Source organism: Bradyrhizobium sp. 159, from assembly GCF_023073795.1.
In the GTDB taxonomy this organism is placed as follows: Bacteria; Pseudomonadota; Alphaproteobacteria; order Rhizobiales; family Xanthobacteraceae; genus Bradyrhizobium.
On the sequence record NZ_JADPKE010000085.1, the window covers coordinates 198,116 to 216,758 of the forward strand.

Genomic DNA, 18,643 nt, shown 5'->3' on the forward strand with positions numbered 1-18,643 from the left:
CGGCGCGGGCGGTCTACGCGACCTCGACGCGTTCCGAGGCTGCCGCACAATAATCGCGCCAGAACTGGCGATAGCCCGCCTCGACCCTGCGCGTATAGATCTCGACATTGCCCGCCGGCGAATGCGCGGTCCGGGCCGGCAATTCCGAGCGCAGCTTCGCCAGATCCCCGGGCTGTGCCGCGAACTTGCGGGCGATCGCCGCATAGCCCTCGTCATCCTCGGCGACCCAGTCATCGAGACCGGCACCGGTCAGGATGGAGGCGCCGGCGCGGGACGAGGCACCGTGGCCGAGCTTGGCGACGACCGGAACGCCGGCATAGAGCGATTCCCAGGTGCTGATGCCGCCGTTCTGCGGAAATGGATCGAGCGATATATCGACCTCCATGAACGCCCGCAGGTGCTCCGCACGTTCGGACGAGCCCAGGCAGGTGACATGCTCTTCGGCAATGCCCTGTGCCACGAATCGAGCGAGGAGACCGTCGCGCACCAACGGATCATCAAGCAGGGTATGCTTGACGATGAGCTTCGACCCGGTCACCTCGCGCATGATTTGCGACCACACGCGAATGGCCTCGTCCGAGATCTTGTTGATGCGGTTGAATACGCCGAAGGTCACATGGCCCTTGCGGAGCATGGGAAGCTCTGAAGGCGGCGCATCCAGGATCGGGTCGATCGTGATCAGGCACGGCAGGTCGTAGACCTTTTCCGTCAGCAGATGTCGTGCAGACTGCGGGATGAAGACGGGATCGGCGAGCACATAGTCCATGGCCTGAAGCCCCGTTCCCGTGGCATGTCCGAAGCCCGTGACCTGGATGGGGGCAGGCTTGCGCGCGAACACGGGCAGCCTGTTGCCGGTCGAATGACCGGACACGTCGATCAGGATATCGACCTTGTCAGCTTCAATACGATCGGCGAGTTCCTCGTCCGATAGCTGCCAGGCATCGACCCAGACGTCCGCCACCGACCTGAACCTGGCGGTCATCGCGTCCTGTGACGGCGAGCAAGAATAACAGATGATCTCGAACTGGGCGCGATCATGGCGGCTCAGCACCGGGAGCAGCGCGAATGCCGCCGAATGGTACCAGAACTCGGCAGCGACATAGCCGATCACGATCCGCCTGTCCGGATCGACCTGCCGGGGCGAAAGCTTGCGTCGCTGCACCCTGGCGCCAATCGTCTCGCCCCAATATCGTCGCGCGCCCTGCTGGACCGCGAAATCGGCGTCGGGGAGATAGTCGAGAAAGAAGATCTTCCGCGCAATCAGGTCCGGATCCGGTGCGATTGCCAGCGCGGCGTCGAGATGTTCGATCGCCGCTGCGATCTCGCCCTGGTTCGCAAAACAGGCGCTGAGCAGCGCCAACGCGACCGCCGAGCGCGGATTTTCCTGAAGCAACGACTTGCAGGCGAGGATCGCCTGCGCCGTCTTTCCCATGCTCAGCGAGACTTCCGCCTTTCCCCGCAAGGCTGCCTCGAGGTTCGGTGCAAGCGCGAGTGCGGCATCAAAATCCGACGCCGCCTGTTCGGGGCGCGACCGCGCAAGATGGAGCCGGCCTCGGTGCGCCAGGACCTTCGCCGAACGGGGCCTGATGGCGAGGGCCGTTTCGAGCGCGGCTTCCGCCTCGTCGTAGTGCTTGAGCTCGATACTGACCACGCCCTTGCCGACGAGCCCTTCCGCGTGACGCGGCTGAAACAGCAGGGCGCGCTCGAAACTCTGCTTGGCGCGCTCGATCCGGCCCAGCGCCAGCTCGGCCAAGCCGCGATTGCAGAGCGCGTCGGCATAGTCAGGCTTCAGCCCGATGGCGCGATCGTACATCTCGATGGCCTGCTCGGGCAGGTTCATGTGGAGCAAGGTGTTGCCGAGACCGGTCAGGGCCGGTGCGAAATTCGGCTTCAGTGCGATCGCCTTCTCCAGACAAGCGCGAGCGGCCCCGAACTTCTGCTGGACGAAGTACACGGTCGCGAGGTTGTTGTGGGCCTCGTGCGAACGCGGATCGATTGCGACCGCGCGCTCGAGCAGCTGTTGCCCCTCTTCCAGCCGCCCGGCCTGTTGCCCGCACAGGCCGAGCATGTGCGTGGCATCGAAATGATCCGGAACAGCCTGCAGGATCTGGCGGCAGAGCGCATCAGTCTCGGCATAACGGCCCTGGCCATAGGCGCTTGCGGCAGCAGAGATGAGGCCATCCGCCTGTTTCTTCAATTTCTTCTGCAAGCGCGCATTGTGGAATGCGCGCGCGCCGGCGCTGCTCTGCAAGATGTCTCTCCGGAAATGGCCCGGAGCGAGTCTAGCTGATTCGCATGCCGGGCCGGCTGGTCGGCGGCATCGGCAACCCCCCCGGTATTTCCCGGGGCTCGGCGCGGCATCTGGCAGGGAGCGGCTGGATCTGCCCGACCGGCCTACGCAGCATCGCCGCTTTCCGAGGCGGCAGCACAATAATCGCGCCAGAACTGGCGATAACCAGCTTCGAGCTCACGCGTGTAGATCTCGACATTGCCGGCGGGCGATGCTGCGATCTGAGCCGGCAACTCCGCGCGCAACTTCGCCAGATGATCAGGCTGCGTCGCAAATTTGCGGGCGATCTCGATGTAGCCCTCGTCATCCTCGGCGACCCAGTCGCCGAGCCCAACGGCCGTCACGATAGAGGCACCGGCACGCGAGGAAGCGCCGTTGCCGAGCCTGGCCACGACGGGAACGCCTTTGTAGAGCGATTCCCAGGTGCTGATGCCGCCATTTTGCGGGAACGTATCGAGGGAAATATCGATATTGGCAAAGGCCAACAAATGGTCGTTGCGCGAAGTGGAGCCCATGCAGGTGATATGCTCTTCGGCAATGCCCTGGGCCGCGAAACGTGCGATCAGACCATCGCGCAGCAATGGGTCATCGAGCAGACCATGTTTGAGAACAATCTTGGATCCCGGCACCTCTCGCATCAGGCGCGACCACACACGGATCGCATCGTCCGATATCTTGTAGATGCGGTTGAACACGCCGAAGGTGACGTAACCCTTGCGGAGCATCGGAAGCTCCGAAGGCTGCAGATCCGCGACGGGCTCCATCGTGATCAGGCACGGCAGGTCGTGACTTTCGGCAAACAGATGCCGAACCGATGGCGGAATGAAAATGGAATCCGCGAGCACGTAGTCCATGGTCTGCATGCCCGTGCCCGTGGCGTGTCCGAAGCCCGTGGCCTGGATCGGGGCCGGCTTCCGCGCGAACACCTGCAGCCTGTTACCGGTTGTGTGGCCCGAAACGTCGATCAGGATGTCGACATTGTCGGCCTGAATGCGATCGGCGAGTTCGTCGTCTGATAGCTGCCAGGCGTCGACCCAGACGTCCGCCATTTTCTTGAACTTGGCTGTGTACTCGTCCTCTCCCGGCCAAGAGTAGTAGCAGATGATTTCAAACCTGGCGTGATCATGATGGCGCAGCACCGGCAGCAGGGTGAGCCCCGCCGAGTGTTGCCGAAATTCAGCGGCGACATAGCCGACCACGATCCGCTTTTCCGGATCAAGCGGCCGCTTCGGCAGCTCCCTTCGCGGCAGCTTGGAGCCGATCAGGTCCCACCAGTCTCTTCGGACCGCCTGCTGGACGGCGAAATCGGCGTCGGCGCGGTAGTCCTGCAAGAAGATCTTGCCTCTGATCGCATCTCCATAGTCCGGTCGGATGGCCAGCGCACGATCGAGATATTCGATCGCGGCGTCCATCTCCCCCTGGTTGGAATAAGCGAAGCCCATCAGCGCCAACCCGATCTCGGAGCGCGGATTTCGCTCGATCAAGGTCGTAGCGGCGGCCATCGCCTGCGCGGTCTTTCCCATGACGAGGCAGGCCTGTGCCTTCCCCCGGAGAGCCAGTTCGAGCTTGGGCGAAATCGCAAGCGCCGCCTCGAAATCCGCAAGCGCCTGCTCCAGGCGCTGCAGCTCGTAACTGAGCCGCCCGCGCTGGGCCAGGATCCTTGGCGAGTCGGGCTTGATCGCGAGCGCCATGGCAAATTTGGCCGCCGCCTCTTCGTGGTGCCGCAGCTCCATGCTGACCATGCCCTTGCCGACGATGGCCTCCGCGTGACGCGGCTGAAACAGCAGGGCGCGCTCGAAACTTTCCTTGGCGCGAGTGACCTGTCCAAGCAAGATCTCGACCATGCCGCGATTGCAGAATGCATCAGCGTAATCCGGCTTCAACTTGATGGCGCGCTCGTGCAGCTCCAGCGCCTGTCCGTACAGTCCTAAATGCATCAGCGTGTTGCCGAGATTGGTCAGCGCCACCGCGAAATTCGGCTTCAGCGCGATGGCCCTCTCCTGACACCGCCGCGCCTCTTCGTAGTCACCAAGATCGAAATGCACGGTGGCGAGATTGTTATGGGCATCGTGCAAGCGCGGGTCGAGCTCGATCACACGCTCGAACTCAAGGCGCCGGCGGTCATGGGCGCACATGCCGAGCAGGTGCATGGAATCGACATGATCCGGAATCGCTTTCAGGATCTCACGGCAGAGCGCCTCGGTCTCGGCATATCTGCCCTGGCCATAGGCGGCGGCCGCGGCGGAGAGGATGGCGTCCGCCTGCTTCATCAGTTTCTTCTGCAATCGCGCGTTCTGGAATGCGCGCGCGCCGCCGCTGCTCTGCAAGGTGTCTCTCCGGAGGATTGCCCGGAAAGGAGTCTAACTGATTCGCGGCCGGGGCCTGCCGGTCAGCTGCCGAGGACGCCCCCGGGATTCCCCGGGGTCAGCGCAGGATCTGGCTCAGGAAAAGCTTGGTGCGGGCGTGCTGCGGGGCCGCGAAGAACTCGTTCGGCGTGTTGGCCTCGATGATCTGGCCGGCGTCCATGAACACCACGCGGTTGGCGACCTCGCGGGCAAAGCCCATCTCGTGGGTTACGACCAGCATGGTCATGCCCTCCTCGGCGAGATCGACCATGGTGTCGAGCACCTCCTTGACCATTTCGGGGTCGAGCGCCGAGGTCGGCTCGTCGAACAGCATCACCTTCGGGTTCATGGTCAGCGCACGAGCGATCGCGACGCGCTGCTGCTGGCCGCCCGACATCTGGCCGGGAAACTTGTGGGCCTGGTGCGGAATCTTGACGCGCTCCAGGAATTTCATGGCGGTCGCCTCGGCATCCCTTTTGGGGATGTTGCGCACCCAGATCGGCGCCAGCGTGCAATTGTCGAGGACCGTGAGATGCGGAAACAGATTAAAGCTCTGAAACACCATGCCGACTTCGCGTCGCACCGCGTCGACATGCTTGAGGTTCGGCCCGAGCTCGATGCCGTCGACGACGATCTCGCCCTCCTGGAATTCCTCGAGCGCGTTGATGCAGCGGATCAGCGTCGACTTGCCTGAGCCCGACGGCCCGCAGATCACGATGCGCTCGCCCTTGCGGACCTCCAGGTCGATGTCGCGCAGGACGTGAAAGTCGCCGTACCATTTGTTGAGGCCGGAAATCTTGACGATGGGGTCGGACATGGTGAGCTCCATCAGGTGCGGCGGTGAGCGTTGAGGCGGTGCTCGACGAACAGCGAATATCGCGACATTCCAAAACAGAAGATGAAGTAGACGATGCCGGCGAAGGCAAAGCCGGTAAACGCGGTCGACGGCGTCGACCATTTCGGATCCGAGAACGAGGCGCGGAGCGAGCCGAGGAGGTCGAACAGCGCCACGATCGACACGAGCGAGGTGTCCTTGAACAGCGAGATGAAGCTGTTGACGAGGTTCGGAATGACATGGCGCAGCGCCTGCGGCAGCACGATCAGGGAGGTCGTCTTCCACCAGGATAGCCCCAGGGCGGCCGCCGCCTCGCCCTGCCCCCGCGGAATCGCGGCCAGCCCGCCGCGGACGTTCTCGGCCTGATAGGCGCCCGTGAACAGCGCGATCCCGATCAGGGCGCGCACGAGCCCGTCGACGGTGAAATTGCCGGGCAGGAACAAAGGCAGCATGTAGGTGGCAAAGAACAGCACGGTGATCAGCGGCACGCCGCGCCAGAACTCGATGAAGGCGATCGAGAATATCCGGATCAGCGGAATGGTGGAGCGGCGGCCGAGCGCCAGCGCGATGCCGATCGGCAGTGAGGTCACAATGCCGGTGACGGAGACCACCAGCGTCACCAGAAGGCCACCCCACAAGTTGGTTGACACGATCGGCAACCCACCACGATCGAGCCCCATCAGCTTGATGACGATCGCGATGCCAATGAAGGTGGCGATACTGGATGCCAGAGCCCGCCCGCCGGTACGAACGCCGCCGCCAAGAAGGAAGGCGATCAAGCAGACAATCACGGCCGTGGTGGCGAAATCGGCCCAGACTGGCTCCCCCGTCCCCTGGACATGATCACGCAGCCAGACGAGCGGAAAGATCAGCCAGGAGATCGCCGTGCCGACCAGTACGATCAGGCTCCCGACGGCCCACAGCAGCGGTGCGACCGCTGACGTCTTGCTGAGATTGAGCATCGCCTGCCCGGCGCCGATGATGCTTTCGTCGAACAATTGCAGCAGGCCAACCGTCCAGCTCAGGCCAAATCCCTTGATGCCGCCGCCGTGCAGCAGGAAGAATGCGACCACCGGAAAGGCGATGAAGAACAGGCCGGCATTCAAACTCTTCGCCGGCAGCCTGGGAATGAGCAGCGGCACCAGCAGCACCACCGCCAAGACGAACGTGAGATTGACCCGCCAGCGCTCGGCCTCGGGATAGAAGCCGTAGATCAGTTGCGGCAGCTTGGCCTGAATGTAAGGCCAGCAGGCGCCGACCGCAAAACCGACGTTCTCGGTGAGGCAGGCCGTGCGATCCTTGCCGGTCCAGACCGCATCGACCATCAGGAACTTGACGGAGGGAACGATGGTGAACCAGAGCAGCAGGGCGCCCACGATCGTGAGCAGGATGTTGGTCGGCGAGTTGAACAAGCGGGTGCGTAGCACGCCGATGAAGCCCGTGGTCTGGACCGGCGCGGGACGCTCAGCAACCAGGTCCTGACGGACGAAGGCGGACGTCGCCACATCGCTCATGCGCCTAGGCTCCGGCTGACGCGCCAACCGTAGACGCTCATGATCGCGCTGGTGACGAGTGAGATCAGGAGGTAGACGCCCATCGTCATCGCGATGATCTCGATCGCCTGTCCGGTCTGGCTCAGCGAGGTGCCGGCGAATACCGACACCAGGTCAGGATAGCCGATCGCGACGGCAAGCGAAGAATTCTTGGTCAGGTTGAGGTATTGATTGGTCAGCGGCGGCACGATGACGCGCATGGCCTGCGGCACGACGATCAGACGGAGCGTGGTGCCGCGGCTCAGGCCTAGCGAGGACCCCGCCTCCATCTGCCCCTTGTGGACGGACAGGATGCCGGCGCGCACGATCTCGGCGATGAAGGCGGCGGTATAGGTCGATAGCGCCAAGGTCAGCGCCACGAACTCCGGGATGATGCGCGAGCCACCGGCGAAATTGAAGCCTTTGAGCTGCGGCAGCTCGAAGGTGAAGGGCAAACCGAACACCAAGATGGTAGCGAGCGGCAGCCCGAACAGCAGACCCAGCACATAGGGCCAGATCCGGATCATCCGCCCCTCCTGAAACAGCGCGCGCCGCGCGTGGATGCGCAGGGCCAGCGCCGCGACGAAGCCGAGCGCCAGCATCGCCAGGAACGGCTCGAGACCGCTCTGGCCGATCGGGCTGGGAACGACAAGGCCCCGGTTGCTGAGGAAGGCAATGCCGAGCAGCGAAATGCTCTGCCGCGGATTGGGCAACGCCGCCAGCACCGCGAGGTACCAGAACAGGATCTGGAACAGCAGCGGCAGGTTGCGGATGATCTCGACATAGATCTCGCCGACGCGCGACAACAGCCAGTTCGGCGACAGCCGGCACAGCGCGACGATGAAGCCAATCACGGTGGCGAAGACGATGCCGACCACGGAGACCACGAGCGTGTTCAGAAGCCCGACCACGAACACGCGCAGGAACGTGTCCGAGCCGGTGTAGGAGATCAGAGTCTGATTGACGTCGAAGCCGGCATTGTTCCGGAGGAAGCCGAATCCGGCGGCGATGTGCTGATTTTCGAGGTTGGCGCGGGCATTGGAGACGATCTCATAGCCGATCCAGCCCAGGATCGCCGCGAAGGCAAACTGGACGGCAATGCCGTTCCAGCCTGCCTTGCCGCCCAGCACGCGCCTGACCTTCAGCGCAATCTGGGGCGGCGGTTTACGGGCCTCGGTGCTCATCGCCGCGAGCTGCGGATCAGGATGATCAGCGGATCGGCGGCGCGTACTGGAGACCGCCCTTGTTCCAGAGGTTGTTGAGACCGCGGTTGATGGCGAGCGGCGAGCCCGCGCCGACGTTGCGGTCGAACACTTCGCCGTAATTGCCGACCGCCTTCACGATCCGCATCACCCAGTCCTTGGTCAGGCCGAGCTGTTCGCCGAAATTGCCGTCGCTGCCGAGCACGCGCTTCAGCTCCGGGCTTTCCAGCTTCGCTTTCTCGTCGACGTTCTTCGAGGTCACGCCGAGCTCTTCAGCTGTGATCATCGCAAACAGCGTCCATTTCACGATGTCGAACCACTGGTCGTCGCCGTGGCGCACCATCGGCCCGAGCGGCTCCTTCGAGATGATTTCGGGGAGCACCATATGGTCGTTGGGATTGGCGAGCTTGAGGCGATTGGCGTACAGCCCCGACTGGTCGGTGGTGAAGACGTCGCAGCGGCCGGCCTCATAGGCCTTGACCGTTTCGTCGTTGGTGCCGAACGCGATCACCTCGTACTTCATGTTGTTGGCTTTGAAATAGTCGGCGAGATTTTGCTCTGTGGTGGTGCCGGTCTGCACGCAGACCGATGCGCTGTTGAGCTCGAGCGCCGAGTTCACCTTGAGCGACTTCTTCACCATGAAGCCCTGCCCGTCATAATAGGTCACGCCGGTGAAGTTGGCGCCGAGCGAGGTGTCGCGCGAGATGGTCCAGGTGGTGTTGCGCGAGAGCACATCGATTTCGCCGGATTGCAGCGCGGTGAAGCGGTCCTTGGCGGACAGCGGCACGTACTTGACCTTGGTCGGATCGTTGAAGATCGCTCCGGCGATGGCGCGGCAGACGTCGACGTCGAGCCCCGTCCAATTGCCCTTGTCGTCCGGCGATGAAAAGCCCGGCAGCCCCTGGCTGACGCCGCAGGACAGCATGCCCCGGTCCTTGACGGTCTTGAGCGTTTGCGCATCGGCGGCCTGGGCCGAGAGGCCGGCGGCGAGAGCAAGAGTGAGAGCCAGGGTTACGCGTTTCATGGACTTTGGGCCTTTCGAAATCGTCTCAAGGTCGGGAACGTTCTCTTTGGGGTCATCTCTGCCAGGGCTAATCGTACCTAGGCTAGTCTTGCAAGACTCATGCTGGAAAACCTAGCCGAACACCCGCCGATCCCGGGAGGCCATACCTTCGTCCCGCCGACGAGGCGCCCGCCATGATGGCTGTGACGCGAAGTCCGTTCAGGCGATGGATCGAAGGTCGCAGCAGGCCCCTCAACATGCGGCGACTGAATAGCACCTGCGCATCACAGAACGACTGGCGTGCCGGGTCAAGGGGTTGACGGGACTCTTCTGTATTCTGTTATTAACGACGGCGGCCTTTCGGCCAGCCCCGCGGGCGCGACGCGCCGGGCGGAAACGCGGTTTTGAAAGCAGACGCATGGATTCCTCGCACCCCTCCCAGCAGCATGCCGAGACCCGGCTGGTCACCTCCGGCCGCGACACCAAGGCGCAGAAGGGGTTCGTCAATCCGCCTGTGTTTCACGGCTCGACCGTGCTCTATCCGACCGCCGAGGACCTGCACGCCCATCGCGGCGAGTTCACCTATGGCCGCCACGGCTCCCCCACCACCAAGGCTTTCCAGGAGACGCTGATGGCGCTGGAGGGGCCGCAATGCGCCGGCGTCGGCATCGTGCCGTCGGGGCTGTCGGCGATCTCGACCACCCTGCTCTCGGTGCTGAACGCCGGCGACCATCTCCTGGTCTGCGACAACGTCTATCGGCCCTCGCGCAATTTCTGCAACGGCATGCTCACCCGCTATGGCATCGAGACCACCTATTTCGATCCGCTGATCGGCGCCGGGATCGAGAAGCTGTTCAAGCCCAACACCCGCGCGGTGCTGGTGGAGGCGCCAGGCTCGCAGTCGTTCGAAATGCCAGATATCCGCGCCATCGCCGAGGTCGCGCATGGGCGCGACGCGCTCGTCATCGACGACAATACCTGGGCGACACCACTCTATCACCGCTCGCTCGAACAGGGCGTCGACATCAGCATGCAGGCGGCCACAAAATATATCGGCGGCCATTCCGACATCATGTTCGGCACCATCTCCGCCAACGCAAAGACCTGGCCGATGGTCGCCGAAGGCATCCGCCTGCTCGGCGTCTGCGCCGGCCCCGACGACGTCTTCCTGGCGCTACGCGGCCTGCGCACGCTGTCGGTGCGGCTGGCGCAGCATCATCGTTCGGGACTCGACATGGCGCGCTGGCTGGCTAGCCGGGCGGAGGTCGCGCGCGTGCTGCATCCGGCACTCGAAACCGATCCCGGCCATGCGATCTGGAAGCGTGACTTCACCGGCGCGTCCGGCCTGTTCAGTATCGTGCTTAAGCCGGCGCCGCAGAAGGCAGTCGACACCATGCTCGACACGCTCAAACTGTTCGGCATGGGCTTCTCCTGGGGCGGCTTCGAGAGCCTCGTGATTCCGTTCGACTGCGACAGCTATCGCACCGCGACCAAATGGGCGCCGGGCGGCCCGACGCTGCGTCTGCACATCGGGCTCGAGAGCGTCGATGATCTCAAGGCCGATCTCGATCGCGGCTTCGCTGCACTGAAAGCGGCAATGTGAGCCTGCTCACAAGGCATCGTGCCGGCGGACGCGCCATCGCGCGCCGGGGGAACGTGCACGCGCCGTAAACGTTAACGCCGACGCGCCAACAAATGGTTTGATCCGCCGACGTTTGGCGCTAGCCTCACCAATCGACTCCAATCCGGACACGGAGCATGGGAACGTTGGTTCTGCTCGATCTCATGGGCGGCGTGGCGCTGTTGCTGTGGGGCCTGCACATGGTCCACAGCGGGATCTTGCGCGCCTTCGGTCCCGACCTTCGGCGCCTGCTCGGCAAGGCGCTGAGCAACCGCGTCAGCGCCTTCGCTGCCGGCCTCGGGCTCACCGCCCTGCTCCAGAGCAGCACGGCGACGGCGCTGATCACCAGTTCGTTCGCGGCCGAGGGCCTCGTCAGCCTCGCTGCCGCCCTCGCCATCATGCTCGGGGCCAATGTCGGCACGACGCTGATCGTGCAGGTGCTGTCGTTCAACATCGCAGCCGTTGCCCCGGTGCTGTTCGTGCTCGGCCTGGTCGCCTTCCGCTCCGGCCCGCGATCCCGGATCAAGGACATCGGCCGAGTCTGCATTGGCCTCGGCCTGATGCTGCTCTCGCTGCACATCCTGCTCGACACGTTGGCGCCGGCGGAGAACGCACGCGGCGTGCGCGTCGTGATGTCGGCCATAACAGGCGACCCCATTCTGTGCATCTTTATCGCCGCTCTCGTCACCTGGGCTGTACATTCGAGCGTCGCCAGCGTCCTGTTGATCATGTCGCTGGCCTATTCGCAGTTCATCTCGCCTGCCGCGGCTCTGGCGCTGGTGCTCGGGGCCAATCTCGGCAGCGCCATCAATCCGGTGTTCGAGGGCGCCAGGCGCGACGATCCCGCGAGCTACCGCCTGCCGGTCGGCAATCTCATCAACCGCGCGATCGGGATTGCTCTCGTCCTGCCCTTCCTCGGCGCGATCGCCGAGCACATGCACGCCTGGCAGCCCGATCTCGCCAAGCTGACGGCGGCCTTCCACATCGCCTTCAATGCCGGCACCGCCGTCCTCTTCATCGGTCTGCTCGATATCATGTCGCGTCTGTTGACCCGCCTCTTGCCCGATCGCGTCAAGGAGGCCGATCCGGCCCGCCCGCGCTATCTCGACGAGACCGCACTGGAGACACCGTCACTGGCGCTGGCCGACGCCGCCCGCGAGACCTTGCGCATGGGGGATCTCGTCGAGGTCATGCTGCGCAAGGTGATGGCCGCGATGATGACGGGCGACCGCGCACTGGTCGACCAGGTCTCGAAGACGGACAATCTCGTCGACGGCCTGGACGAGGCCATCAAGCTCTACGTCACAAAACTCATGCGAGGCAGCCTCGACGAGAGCGAAGGGCGGCGCGCGATGGAGATCATCTCCTTCGCCATCAACCTCGAGCATATCGGCGACATCATCGACAAGAGCCTGAGCGAGCTCGCCACCAAGAAGATCAAGCGGCGCTTCCAATTCTCGGCCGAAGGGGCTGAGGAGCTCGCCGCTTTCCACAAGCGCACGATGGATTCGCTGCGGATCGCCTTCGGCGTCTTCATGTCGGGCGACGCCAATGAGGCGCGCAAGCTGCTGGTAGAGAAGACGGCGCTGCGCAACACCGAGCTTGCTGCGGTCGAGCGCCATCTGGACCGGCTGCGGAAGGGCCGCCCCGAGACCATCGAGACCACGTCGCTGCATCTGGACGTGCTGCGTGATCTGCGTCGCATCCACTCGCATATCTGCTCGGTCGCCTACCCCGTGCTGGACGCGGCAGGTGAGCCCTATCGGAGGAGTGCGGCCGAAGCAGCTGCCCTGCCCGCGTCAGGCGCGGCGTCGGCGCTGCCGCACTAGCGTCTCCGGTCAGCGATCCAGCGTCTTCGAGGCGCTGCCGCGGTTCTTCCAGATCAGCATGATGTTTCTGATGTAGATGATGGTCGCGAGCGACTGTCCGAGGATGATGACGGGCTCGCGCTTCACGACGCCATAGACCAGCGTCATCAGCCCGCCGCCCATCGAGCAGAACCAGAACGCCATCGGCACCACGCTGTTGCCGGCGCGTTCGCTCGCGATCCACTGCACCAGGAAGCGCGCGGTGAAGAACAATTGCGCGACGAGGCCGAACGCGAGCCAGAAATCGAACTTGGCGACGAAGACGTCGTAGAGATAGTTGCTCAGCGCTTGACCGTATTGGATGATCATGCGTTCACCTCGGTCACATCTGGCGTCGGCTTCTTGCGCCGGATCAGCCACCACACGCCTGCGAGATCCATGATGCCGATCCACAGCCGGTCGAAAAAGCCATAATTCGACACGCCGGAGCGGCGCGGCCGATCGATCACGTCGACATAGGCAATGTCGTAGCCTTCGCGGCGGACCAGCGCCGGCAGGAAGCGATGCAGCCCGTCGAAATAGGGCAGCATCAGGAAGACGTCGCGCCGGAACGCCTTCAGGCCGCAGCCGGTGTCGCGCGTGCCGTCCTTCAGGATCGCGTTGCGAATGCCGTTCGCCACGCGCGACTGAAATTTCTTGAAGCCGGTGTCCTTGCGCCCGACCCGCTGGCCGGCGGCGAGCCCGACCCGCCCTGCTCCCTTCTCGACTGCCGCGATCAGGTCCGGCAGAAACGCCGGATTATTCTGGCCGTCTCCGTCAAGCGTGGCCACGATCATCCCGCGCGCCGCACGCACGCCACTACGCACCGCCGCCGACTGGCCGCCCGATCTCGCATGGCGGAGCTGACGCAGATTGTCCCGCTGCTTCATCATGGCGCTGAGCCGCTCGCCGGTCGCATCCGTCGAGCCGTCGTTGACATAGATGATCTCATAGGCCCAGCGGCCATCGAGCGCCGCCATGATCTCCTCGATCAAGGGCGCGATGTTCTCGGCTTCGTTGCGCACGGGAACGACGATGGAAACCGAAGGCTGGGACGTCGACAAATCGAGGCTCGTGGGTTGGAATGGGCCTGCACCGTGGAACCGGCGGTCCGGCAGGCAGCCGCTTTTATGGGCCGGATGTCCGGCGGGCAACCCTTTTGAGGCGGCCGGAGACCATCCCCGCAATTGGCACGATGGTGCCGTCCGCCCGGATGGCAAAGCCTAGTTTTCGGGCCGCAAACCAGTAGCGGACCGCCATGGCACCGACCAGGCCGACCATGGCGCCGGCGACGACATCGCTCGGGTGATGCGCGAGCAGCACCAAGCGGGTCAAGAGGATCACGATCGCGTAAGTGAACATGAATACGCGCAGGTGCGGCCACAATGCCGACACTGCAAACGCCAAGGCGAATGCGGCGACCGCATGGCCCGACGGCAGGCTGGCGTAGGCACCCGTGCCCTCCAACGGGACGAAGTTGAACGGATCGGGCTTGCCGCCGACGAACGGACGTCCGCGCCCGATGAGATATTTCAGGATCTCGGCAGCGAACGCCGACACGGCAACCGACAGAAACATGAATTGCAGCCGCGTGCCGAGGCCGAGCAGCAACGCGCGGCGGGTCCCGTGCAGTGCTGCCGCGACGAAGGCCACGACCACCAGCGCAGCGCCCAGGAGAGACAGCACATACTCGTCCTTGCCGAAGTCGGTGAGGATGCGGATCGGCCAGAGGCTTGGCGTGCCGCGCGCCGGCATCAGTTGGATCTCAGTCTGGTCGAGCCCGACCATCAGCACGATGACCAGGGCTGCGCCTGCTGCGCTGAGCCAGAGCGAATGCCGCGCCAGCTTCCGGGCGGCCTCGGCGCGGCGCGAATGCGAGGGCGTGCGCACGAGCTGCGCCAGCGCGCGCCAGGACACGGCGAGCAATTGCGCGGGATAGCCTGCAGGCGGCCCAATGTCGTTCGGGGCCCGCATCTATTCGGTGCCCTCCGAGCGGAAGATCGAGATCGAGATCGCGCGCCCTTGCGAGAAATTGTAGCCCTCGATGCGCGTGCCAACCTTGTAGCGCAGCCCGATCGCCTCGGCGCGCTGCACGAAGCTACGCTCCGAGCGTTGCTCGATCAGGGCGAAGCGACAGCTGCCCTGCCGCAGAAAGTCAGCTGCGCCCGAGCCGTCGGTGAGCAGCGTCTGCGTGCCTGTCAGGAACACCAGGCTCGGCTCGTGATAGCCGGCAGCAGCCGCCTTCGGTCCCACGCAGGTGACGTTGCGAAGCGCGCGCGCGATCTCGATGCTCGGAAACAGCGGAGTCAGCGACGGCAGCACGATTCCGTAGACCGTCACCGCCAACATGAGCGCGGCGACCAGCGCGTTGAGCAGCGAGCGCTCGGCGCGATTGTTGTCGTAGAGCCACCAGGCGAACAGGCCGAAGATCAGCGACGCCGCGATGAAAGGCCAGGCCACGAAGGCCGGCTGGCGCGTCAGCATCACGGCGCCGACCACGGCGATGATCGAGGCGGCCGCGGGGATCGCGAACCACCAGGCCGAGCCGCGCATCAGCCAGGACCGCGACAGCACACGCCGCTCCAGCGCGCCCGCGGTGAGGATCGCGATCGCGGGGTACAGCGGCAGCACGTAATGCGGCAGCTTGGTCAGTACGGCCTCGAACACGATCCAGGACGGGACCAGCCAGGCCAGCAGGAACTGCGCGCCGGGCTCGCGCCGCGCTCGCCACACTGCGGGCGCCGCCATGGCCGCGAGCGGCGCGCCCGGCCAGAACGTGATCCAGAACAGCGCGAGGTAAAGACCGGGCGGCGCGCCATGGGATTCCTGGGCCCCTAACTTGCTCAGCATGTCGCCGCCGACGGAATCGGCGAAGAAGGCCTCGCCCGCGCGCCAGAAGATTGCGACGAACCAGGGCAGCACCAGGACCAGCATCCACATCAGGCCCCAGACCGGGCGCAGCTTCCGCAGCCAGGAGGCGTCGCGGTCCTGGATCGCGAGCGCGACGATAGTGAGGCCCGCGAACATCAGGATCAGCGGACCCTTGATCAGGATGCCGATGGCGAGCGCGCTCCAGAAGATCGCCGGCCAGCTCCAGGGCGGATGGGTCTCGTCCTCGGCGCGTTGCCATGACAGGTAGGCCCGCGCCATCGCGCCCATCGCGGCGACCACGCAGAGCAGCAGCATCGCGTCGGTCTTGGCCAGCCGCGCCTCGACGCCGAGCAGCACCGAGGCGGACATCATCAGCGCCGCCAGCACCGCGGCACGCCGGGTGACGAAGCCGAGTGCGGCCCAATAGGTCATGAGCACGGCGCCGATCGCTCCCAGCAGCGACGGCAGCCGGTAGACCCAGATGCGCAATTCGGCCTTCGGCAGCTTGAGCGCCGCGGCGGTTTCGACCGCGGCCGATTGCAGCCAGTAGATGCCGACCGGCTTCTTGTAGCGGACATCCTCCTGGAAGCGGATGTCGACATAGTCGCCGCTCTCGACCATCTGCTTGGTGGCCTGGGCAAAGCGCGCTTCATCGCGGTCAATAGGCGGGATGGTGAAGAAGCCCGGCAGGAACAGCAGCAGCGCACTCAGCACCAGAAAGCCGACTGCACGGGCGTGACTGGCCGTGACAATATCGAGCATGCGCACGAGCCCGCTGCCCGGATTCACGGGCGCTTTCGGCTCGCGGGGTGCTCCAAAACGGGGGCTCGGGTAGGTCTCGGCCATTGGTTCCGCTTACGCTGAAACCGCCATCGCCACAACCGCTTGAGGCAGGGTCATTGAATTCGAATGACAACTGTGTCCGCGGCGCCCGTCGCATCGATGACGGTGAGCCGCGCAAAGCCCGGACCGGGCGGATCGATCAGGCGCTGGCGACGGCCGTCGATCTCGCCAAGCGCGGTTCCGTTAACCATGACGATCATGGGCAGAACGCCGCCGGCGACCTTGACCGGCATCGCCGCGCCCTCCCGACCACTCGATCGATCGACGTCGATCCGCGAGCCGTTCAGCGGAAACTGAATGTGCAGCGCCTGCTCGCCGCCGGTGCGCACCAATTCCCCAACGGGACGGAACCGCTTCAGCGGCAGCGGCAACTTGGTATTGCTGGCGACCAGGGTTCCCTTGGGCGGCTTCGGCAACGGAGCGAGCGTCTTGCCGGTTCGGGCGAACGCGTCGAACAGGATCGGCGCGGCAGCGACGCGCCCGATCAGGCCGGGAACCGGGGCGCCGTCGGGCCGGCCGACCCAGACGCCGACGGTCATGCGGCCGTCGAACCCGACCGACCAAGCATCGCGATAGCCGTAGGAGGTGCCGGTCTTGAAGGCGATCCGGTTGTGGGCGGCGTTCTCGGGCGGCGGTGTGCCCAGAAGCACGTTGCCGACCTGCCAGGCCGCGACCTGATCGAGCAGCCGCAACGGCTCGCGATCATCCCTGTCAGTCATGACCTCGCGCAGCGGCTTGGTGGTGCCGAGCCGGGCGAAGCCCGTATAGAGCTGGACGAGGTCCTGGAGCGTGATTCCGACACCGCCGAGACCCATGGCAAGCCCCGGCGCCTCGTCCTTGGGCAGCACGAGATTGCCACCAGCCTGCCGCAGCCGCGAGGCCAGCCGGCTGGAGCCAACGCGATCGAGCAGCACGATGGCGGGCACGTTCAACGACAATTGCAGCGCCTTCTTCACCGGCACCGTGCCCTGGAACATCATGTCGAAATTTTCCGGCGCGTAGGAGCCGAAGCGAACCGGCCGGTCGTCGATCAGGCTCTCCGGATGCACGAAGCCATCCTCGAAGGCGAGCCCGTAGATGAAAGGTTTGAGCGTCGAGCCCGGCGAGCGGATAGCGCGAGTCATGTCGACTTGCCCTGCCCGACTCTCGTCGAAATAATCGGCCGAGCCGACACGGGCGAGCACGTCGCCGCTCTCATTGTCGACCACGATGATGCCGACCGAGATGTTGGGCCCGAGCGCAATGGCGCGATCACGTGCCAGCGGCTCCAGCACCTTCTGCAAGTTCGCGTCCAGCGTCAGCCTGATGACCGGCGTGTCCTTCGCCGTGGAAAGCGCGGTGTCGGATGCATGCGGCGCCAGGATCGGCATCGGCTTGCGCAGCTTCGGAATGGCAACGGCCTTGGACTGCTTTGCATCCTCCGCGCTGACCTGATGCTCCGAGACCATGCGGTCGAGCACACGATCACGCGCAATGCGGGCTGTCTCTGGATGCCGATCAAGCCGGCGCGTCTCCGGCGATTGCGGGAGTGCGACCAGCAGCGCGGCCTCGGCCAGCGACAGACGCTTCGGCTCTTTGCCGAGATATGCGATCGACGCGGCGCGGATGCCTTCGAGATTGCCGCCGTAAGGCGCGAGCGCGAGATAAAGGTCGAGGATCTCGTCCTTGCTCAAGCTCCGCTCGATCTCGATCGCACGAACCATCTGCCGCAGCTTGGCATAGAGCGAGCGCTGTCGCCGCGGCTCCATCAGCCGCGCAAGCTGCATGGTAATGGTCGAGCCGCCCGACACGATGTGGCCGCGCGTTGCAAGCTGCAATGCGGCCCGGCCCAGCGCCAGCGGGTCGATGCCGTCATGCGCATAGAAGCGCTGGTCCTCATAGGCCAGCAGCAGTTTAAGATAGGTCGGATCAACGTTCGTCCTGGCATCGACGGGCAGCCGCCACCGCCCATCGGCCATGGCATAGGCGCGCAGCAGCTTGCCGTTGCGGTCGACGATGGTGGTCGAGACCTGCCGCGCCTCGTCGAGTGGCAGCGGACCGAGGGAGTAGACCCAGGCGACGAACCCGACGATGGCGAGGATGAGTGTGAGGGCGACGGCTGAGAGGACGCGATGGCCCTTGCCGCTGGCTACGTCATCGCCGCGCTTGTACTGGCCATCCACGTTCTTGCCCGCGGCACCAAAAGCCGTAGATGCCCGGGACAAGCCCGGGCATGACGGCGGAGAATTTGGCGCGTTCAGAGCGTCACTCATCC

Annotated in this window: 13 protein-coding genes; 2 read left to right on the forward strand and 11 right to left on the reverse strand. The window is 64.7% G+C overall.

Annotated features, from left to right (window positions below; translation table 11 throughout):
* Nucleotides 1–13: 13 nt before the first annotated feature.
* The 6 genes from IVA96_RS24080 to IVA96_RS24105 all read right to left on the reverse strand — a co-directional run bounded on the left by IVA96_RS24080 (nucleotide 14) and on the right by IVA96_RS24105 (nucleotide 9,228).
* Nucleotides 14–2,251: a glycosyltransferase family 41 protein gene (locus IVA96_RS24080; protein ID WP_247419562.1), complete on the reverse strand. Its 2,238-nt coding sequence runs from the start codon at nucleotides 2,249–2,251 to the stop codon at nucleotides 14–16.
* A gap of 143 nt (nucleotides 2,252–2,394) precedes the next feature.
* Nucleotides 2,395–4,617, reverse strand: coding sequence for a tetratricopeptide repeat protein (locus IVA96_RS24085; protein WP_247419563.1), 2,223 nt, complete (start codon nucleotides 4,615–4,617; stop codon nucleotides 2,395–2,397).
* Nucleotides 4,618–4,714: 97 nt separating this feature from the next.
* Nucleotides 4,715–5,452, reverse strand: coding sequence for an amino acid ABC transporter ATP-binding protein (locus IVA96_RS24090; protein ID WP_247281061.1), 738 nt, complete (start codon nucleotides 5,450–5,452; stop codon nucleotides 4,715–4,717).
* Between the two features lie 11 nt (nucleotides 5,453–5,463).
* The gene (locus IVA96_RS24095) at nucleotides 5,464–6,984 is read right to left on the reverse strand and encodes an amino acid ABC transporter permease (protein ID WP_247419564.1); all 1,521 of its coding nucleotides are present in this window, start codon (nucleotides 6,982–6,984) and stop codon (nucleotides 5,464–5,466) included.
* Nucleotides 6,981–8,186 carry an ABC transporter permease subunit gene (locus IVA96_RS24100; RefSeq protein WP_247419565.1) on the reverse strand — a complete coding sequence of 402 codons (1,206 nt, stop codon included), beginning with the start codon at nucleotides 8,184–8,186 and terminating at the stop codon, nucleotides 6,981–6,983. Before IVA96_RS24100 ends, IVA96_RS24095 begins: the two co-directional genes overlap by 4 nt.
* Before the next feature lie 25 nt (nucleotides 8,187–8,211).
* A complete protein-coding gene (locus IVA96_RS24105) occupies nucleotides 8,212–9,228 on the reverse strand; it encodes an amino acid ABC transporter substrate-binding protein (protein ID WP_247419566.1) in 1,017 nt (338 codons plus the stop codon).
* 397 nt (nucleotides 9,229–9,625) lie between these two features.
* On the opposite strand from IVA96_RS24105, the gene metC reads away from it, so the two are divergent.
* On the forward strand, nucleotides 9,626–10,810 hold the full coding sequence (metC, locus tag IVA96_RS24110; protein WP_247281057.1) for a cystathionine beta-lyase: 1,185 nt from the start codon (nucleotides 9,626–9,628) through the stop codon (nucleotides 10,808–10,810).
* A 155-nt stretch (nucleotides 10,811–10,965) separates the two neighbouring features.
* Nucleotides 10,966–12,657 (forward strand): Na/Pi cotransporter family protein, encoded by a 1,692-nt coding sequence (locus IVA96_RS24115; RefSeq protein WP_247419567.1) that lies wholly within the window; start codon nucleotides 10,966–10,968, stop codon nucleotides 12,655–12,657.
* A 9-nt stretch (nucleotides 12,658–12,666) separates the two neighbouring features.
* On the opposite strand, the gene IVA96_RS24120 is transcribed toward IVA96_RS24115, so the two are convergent.
* From IVA96_RS24120 to pbpC, 5 genes are all read right to left on the reverse strand, one after another.
* Nucleotides 12,667–13,005 (reverse strand): lipid-A-disaccharide synthase N-terminal domain-containing protein, encoded by a 339-nt coding sequence (locus IVA96_RS24120; RefSeq protein ID WP_061881543.1) that lies wholly within the window; start codon nucleotides 13,003–13,005, stop codon nucleotides 12,667–12,669.
* Nucleotides 13,002–13,739, reverse strand: a complete 738-nt coding sequence (locus IVA96_RS24125) for a glycosyltransferase family 2 protein (RefSeq protein ID WP_247419568.1) — start codon at nucleotides 13,737–13,739, stop codon at nucleotides 13,002–13,004. Before IVA96_RS24125 ends, IVA96_RS24120 begins: the two co-directional genes overlap by 4 nt.
* 64 nt (nucleotides 13,740–13,803) lie before the next feature.
* Nucleotides 13,804–14,649: a phosphatase PAP2 family protein gene (locus IVA96_RS24130; protein WP_247281054.1), complete on the reverse strand. Its 846-nt coding sequence runs from the start codon at nucleotides 14,647–14,649 to the stop codon at nucleotides 13,804–13,806.
* Entirely contained in the window at nucleotides 14,650–16,392 is a 1,743-nt protein-coding gene (locus tag IVA96_RS24135; RefSeq protein WP_247281053.1) for a glycosyltransferase family 39 protein, read from the reverse strand.
* A gap of 50 nt (nucleotides 16,393–16,442) precedes the next feature.
* Nucleotides 16,443–18,641: a penicillin-binding protein 1C gene (pbpC, locus tag IVA96_RS24140; RefSeq protein WP_247419569.1), complete on the reverse strand. Its 2,199-nt coding sequence runs from the start codon at nucleotides 18,639–18,641 to the stop codon at nucleotides 16,443–16,445.
* Between the last annotated feature and the right edge of the window lie 2 nt (nucleotides 18,642–18,643).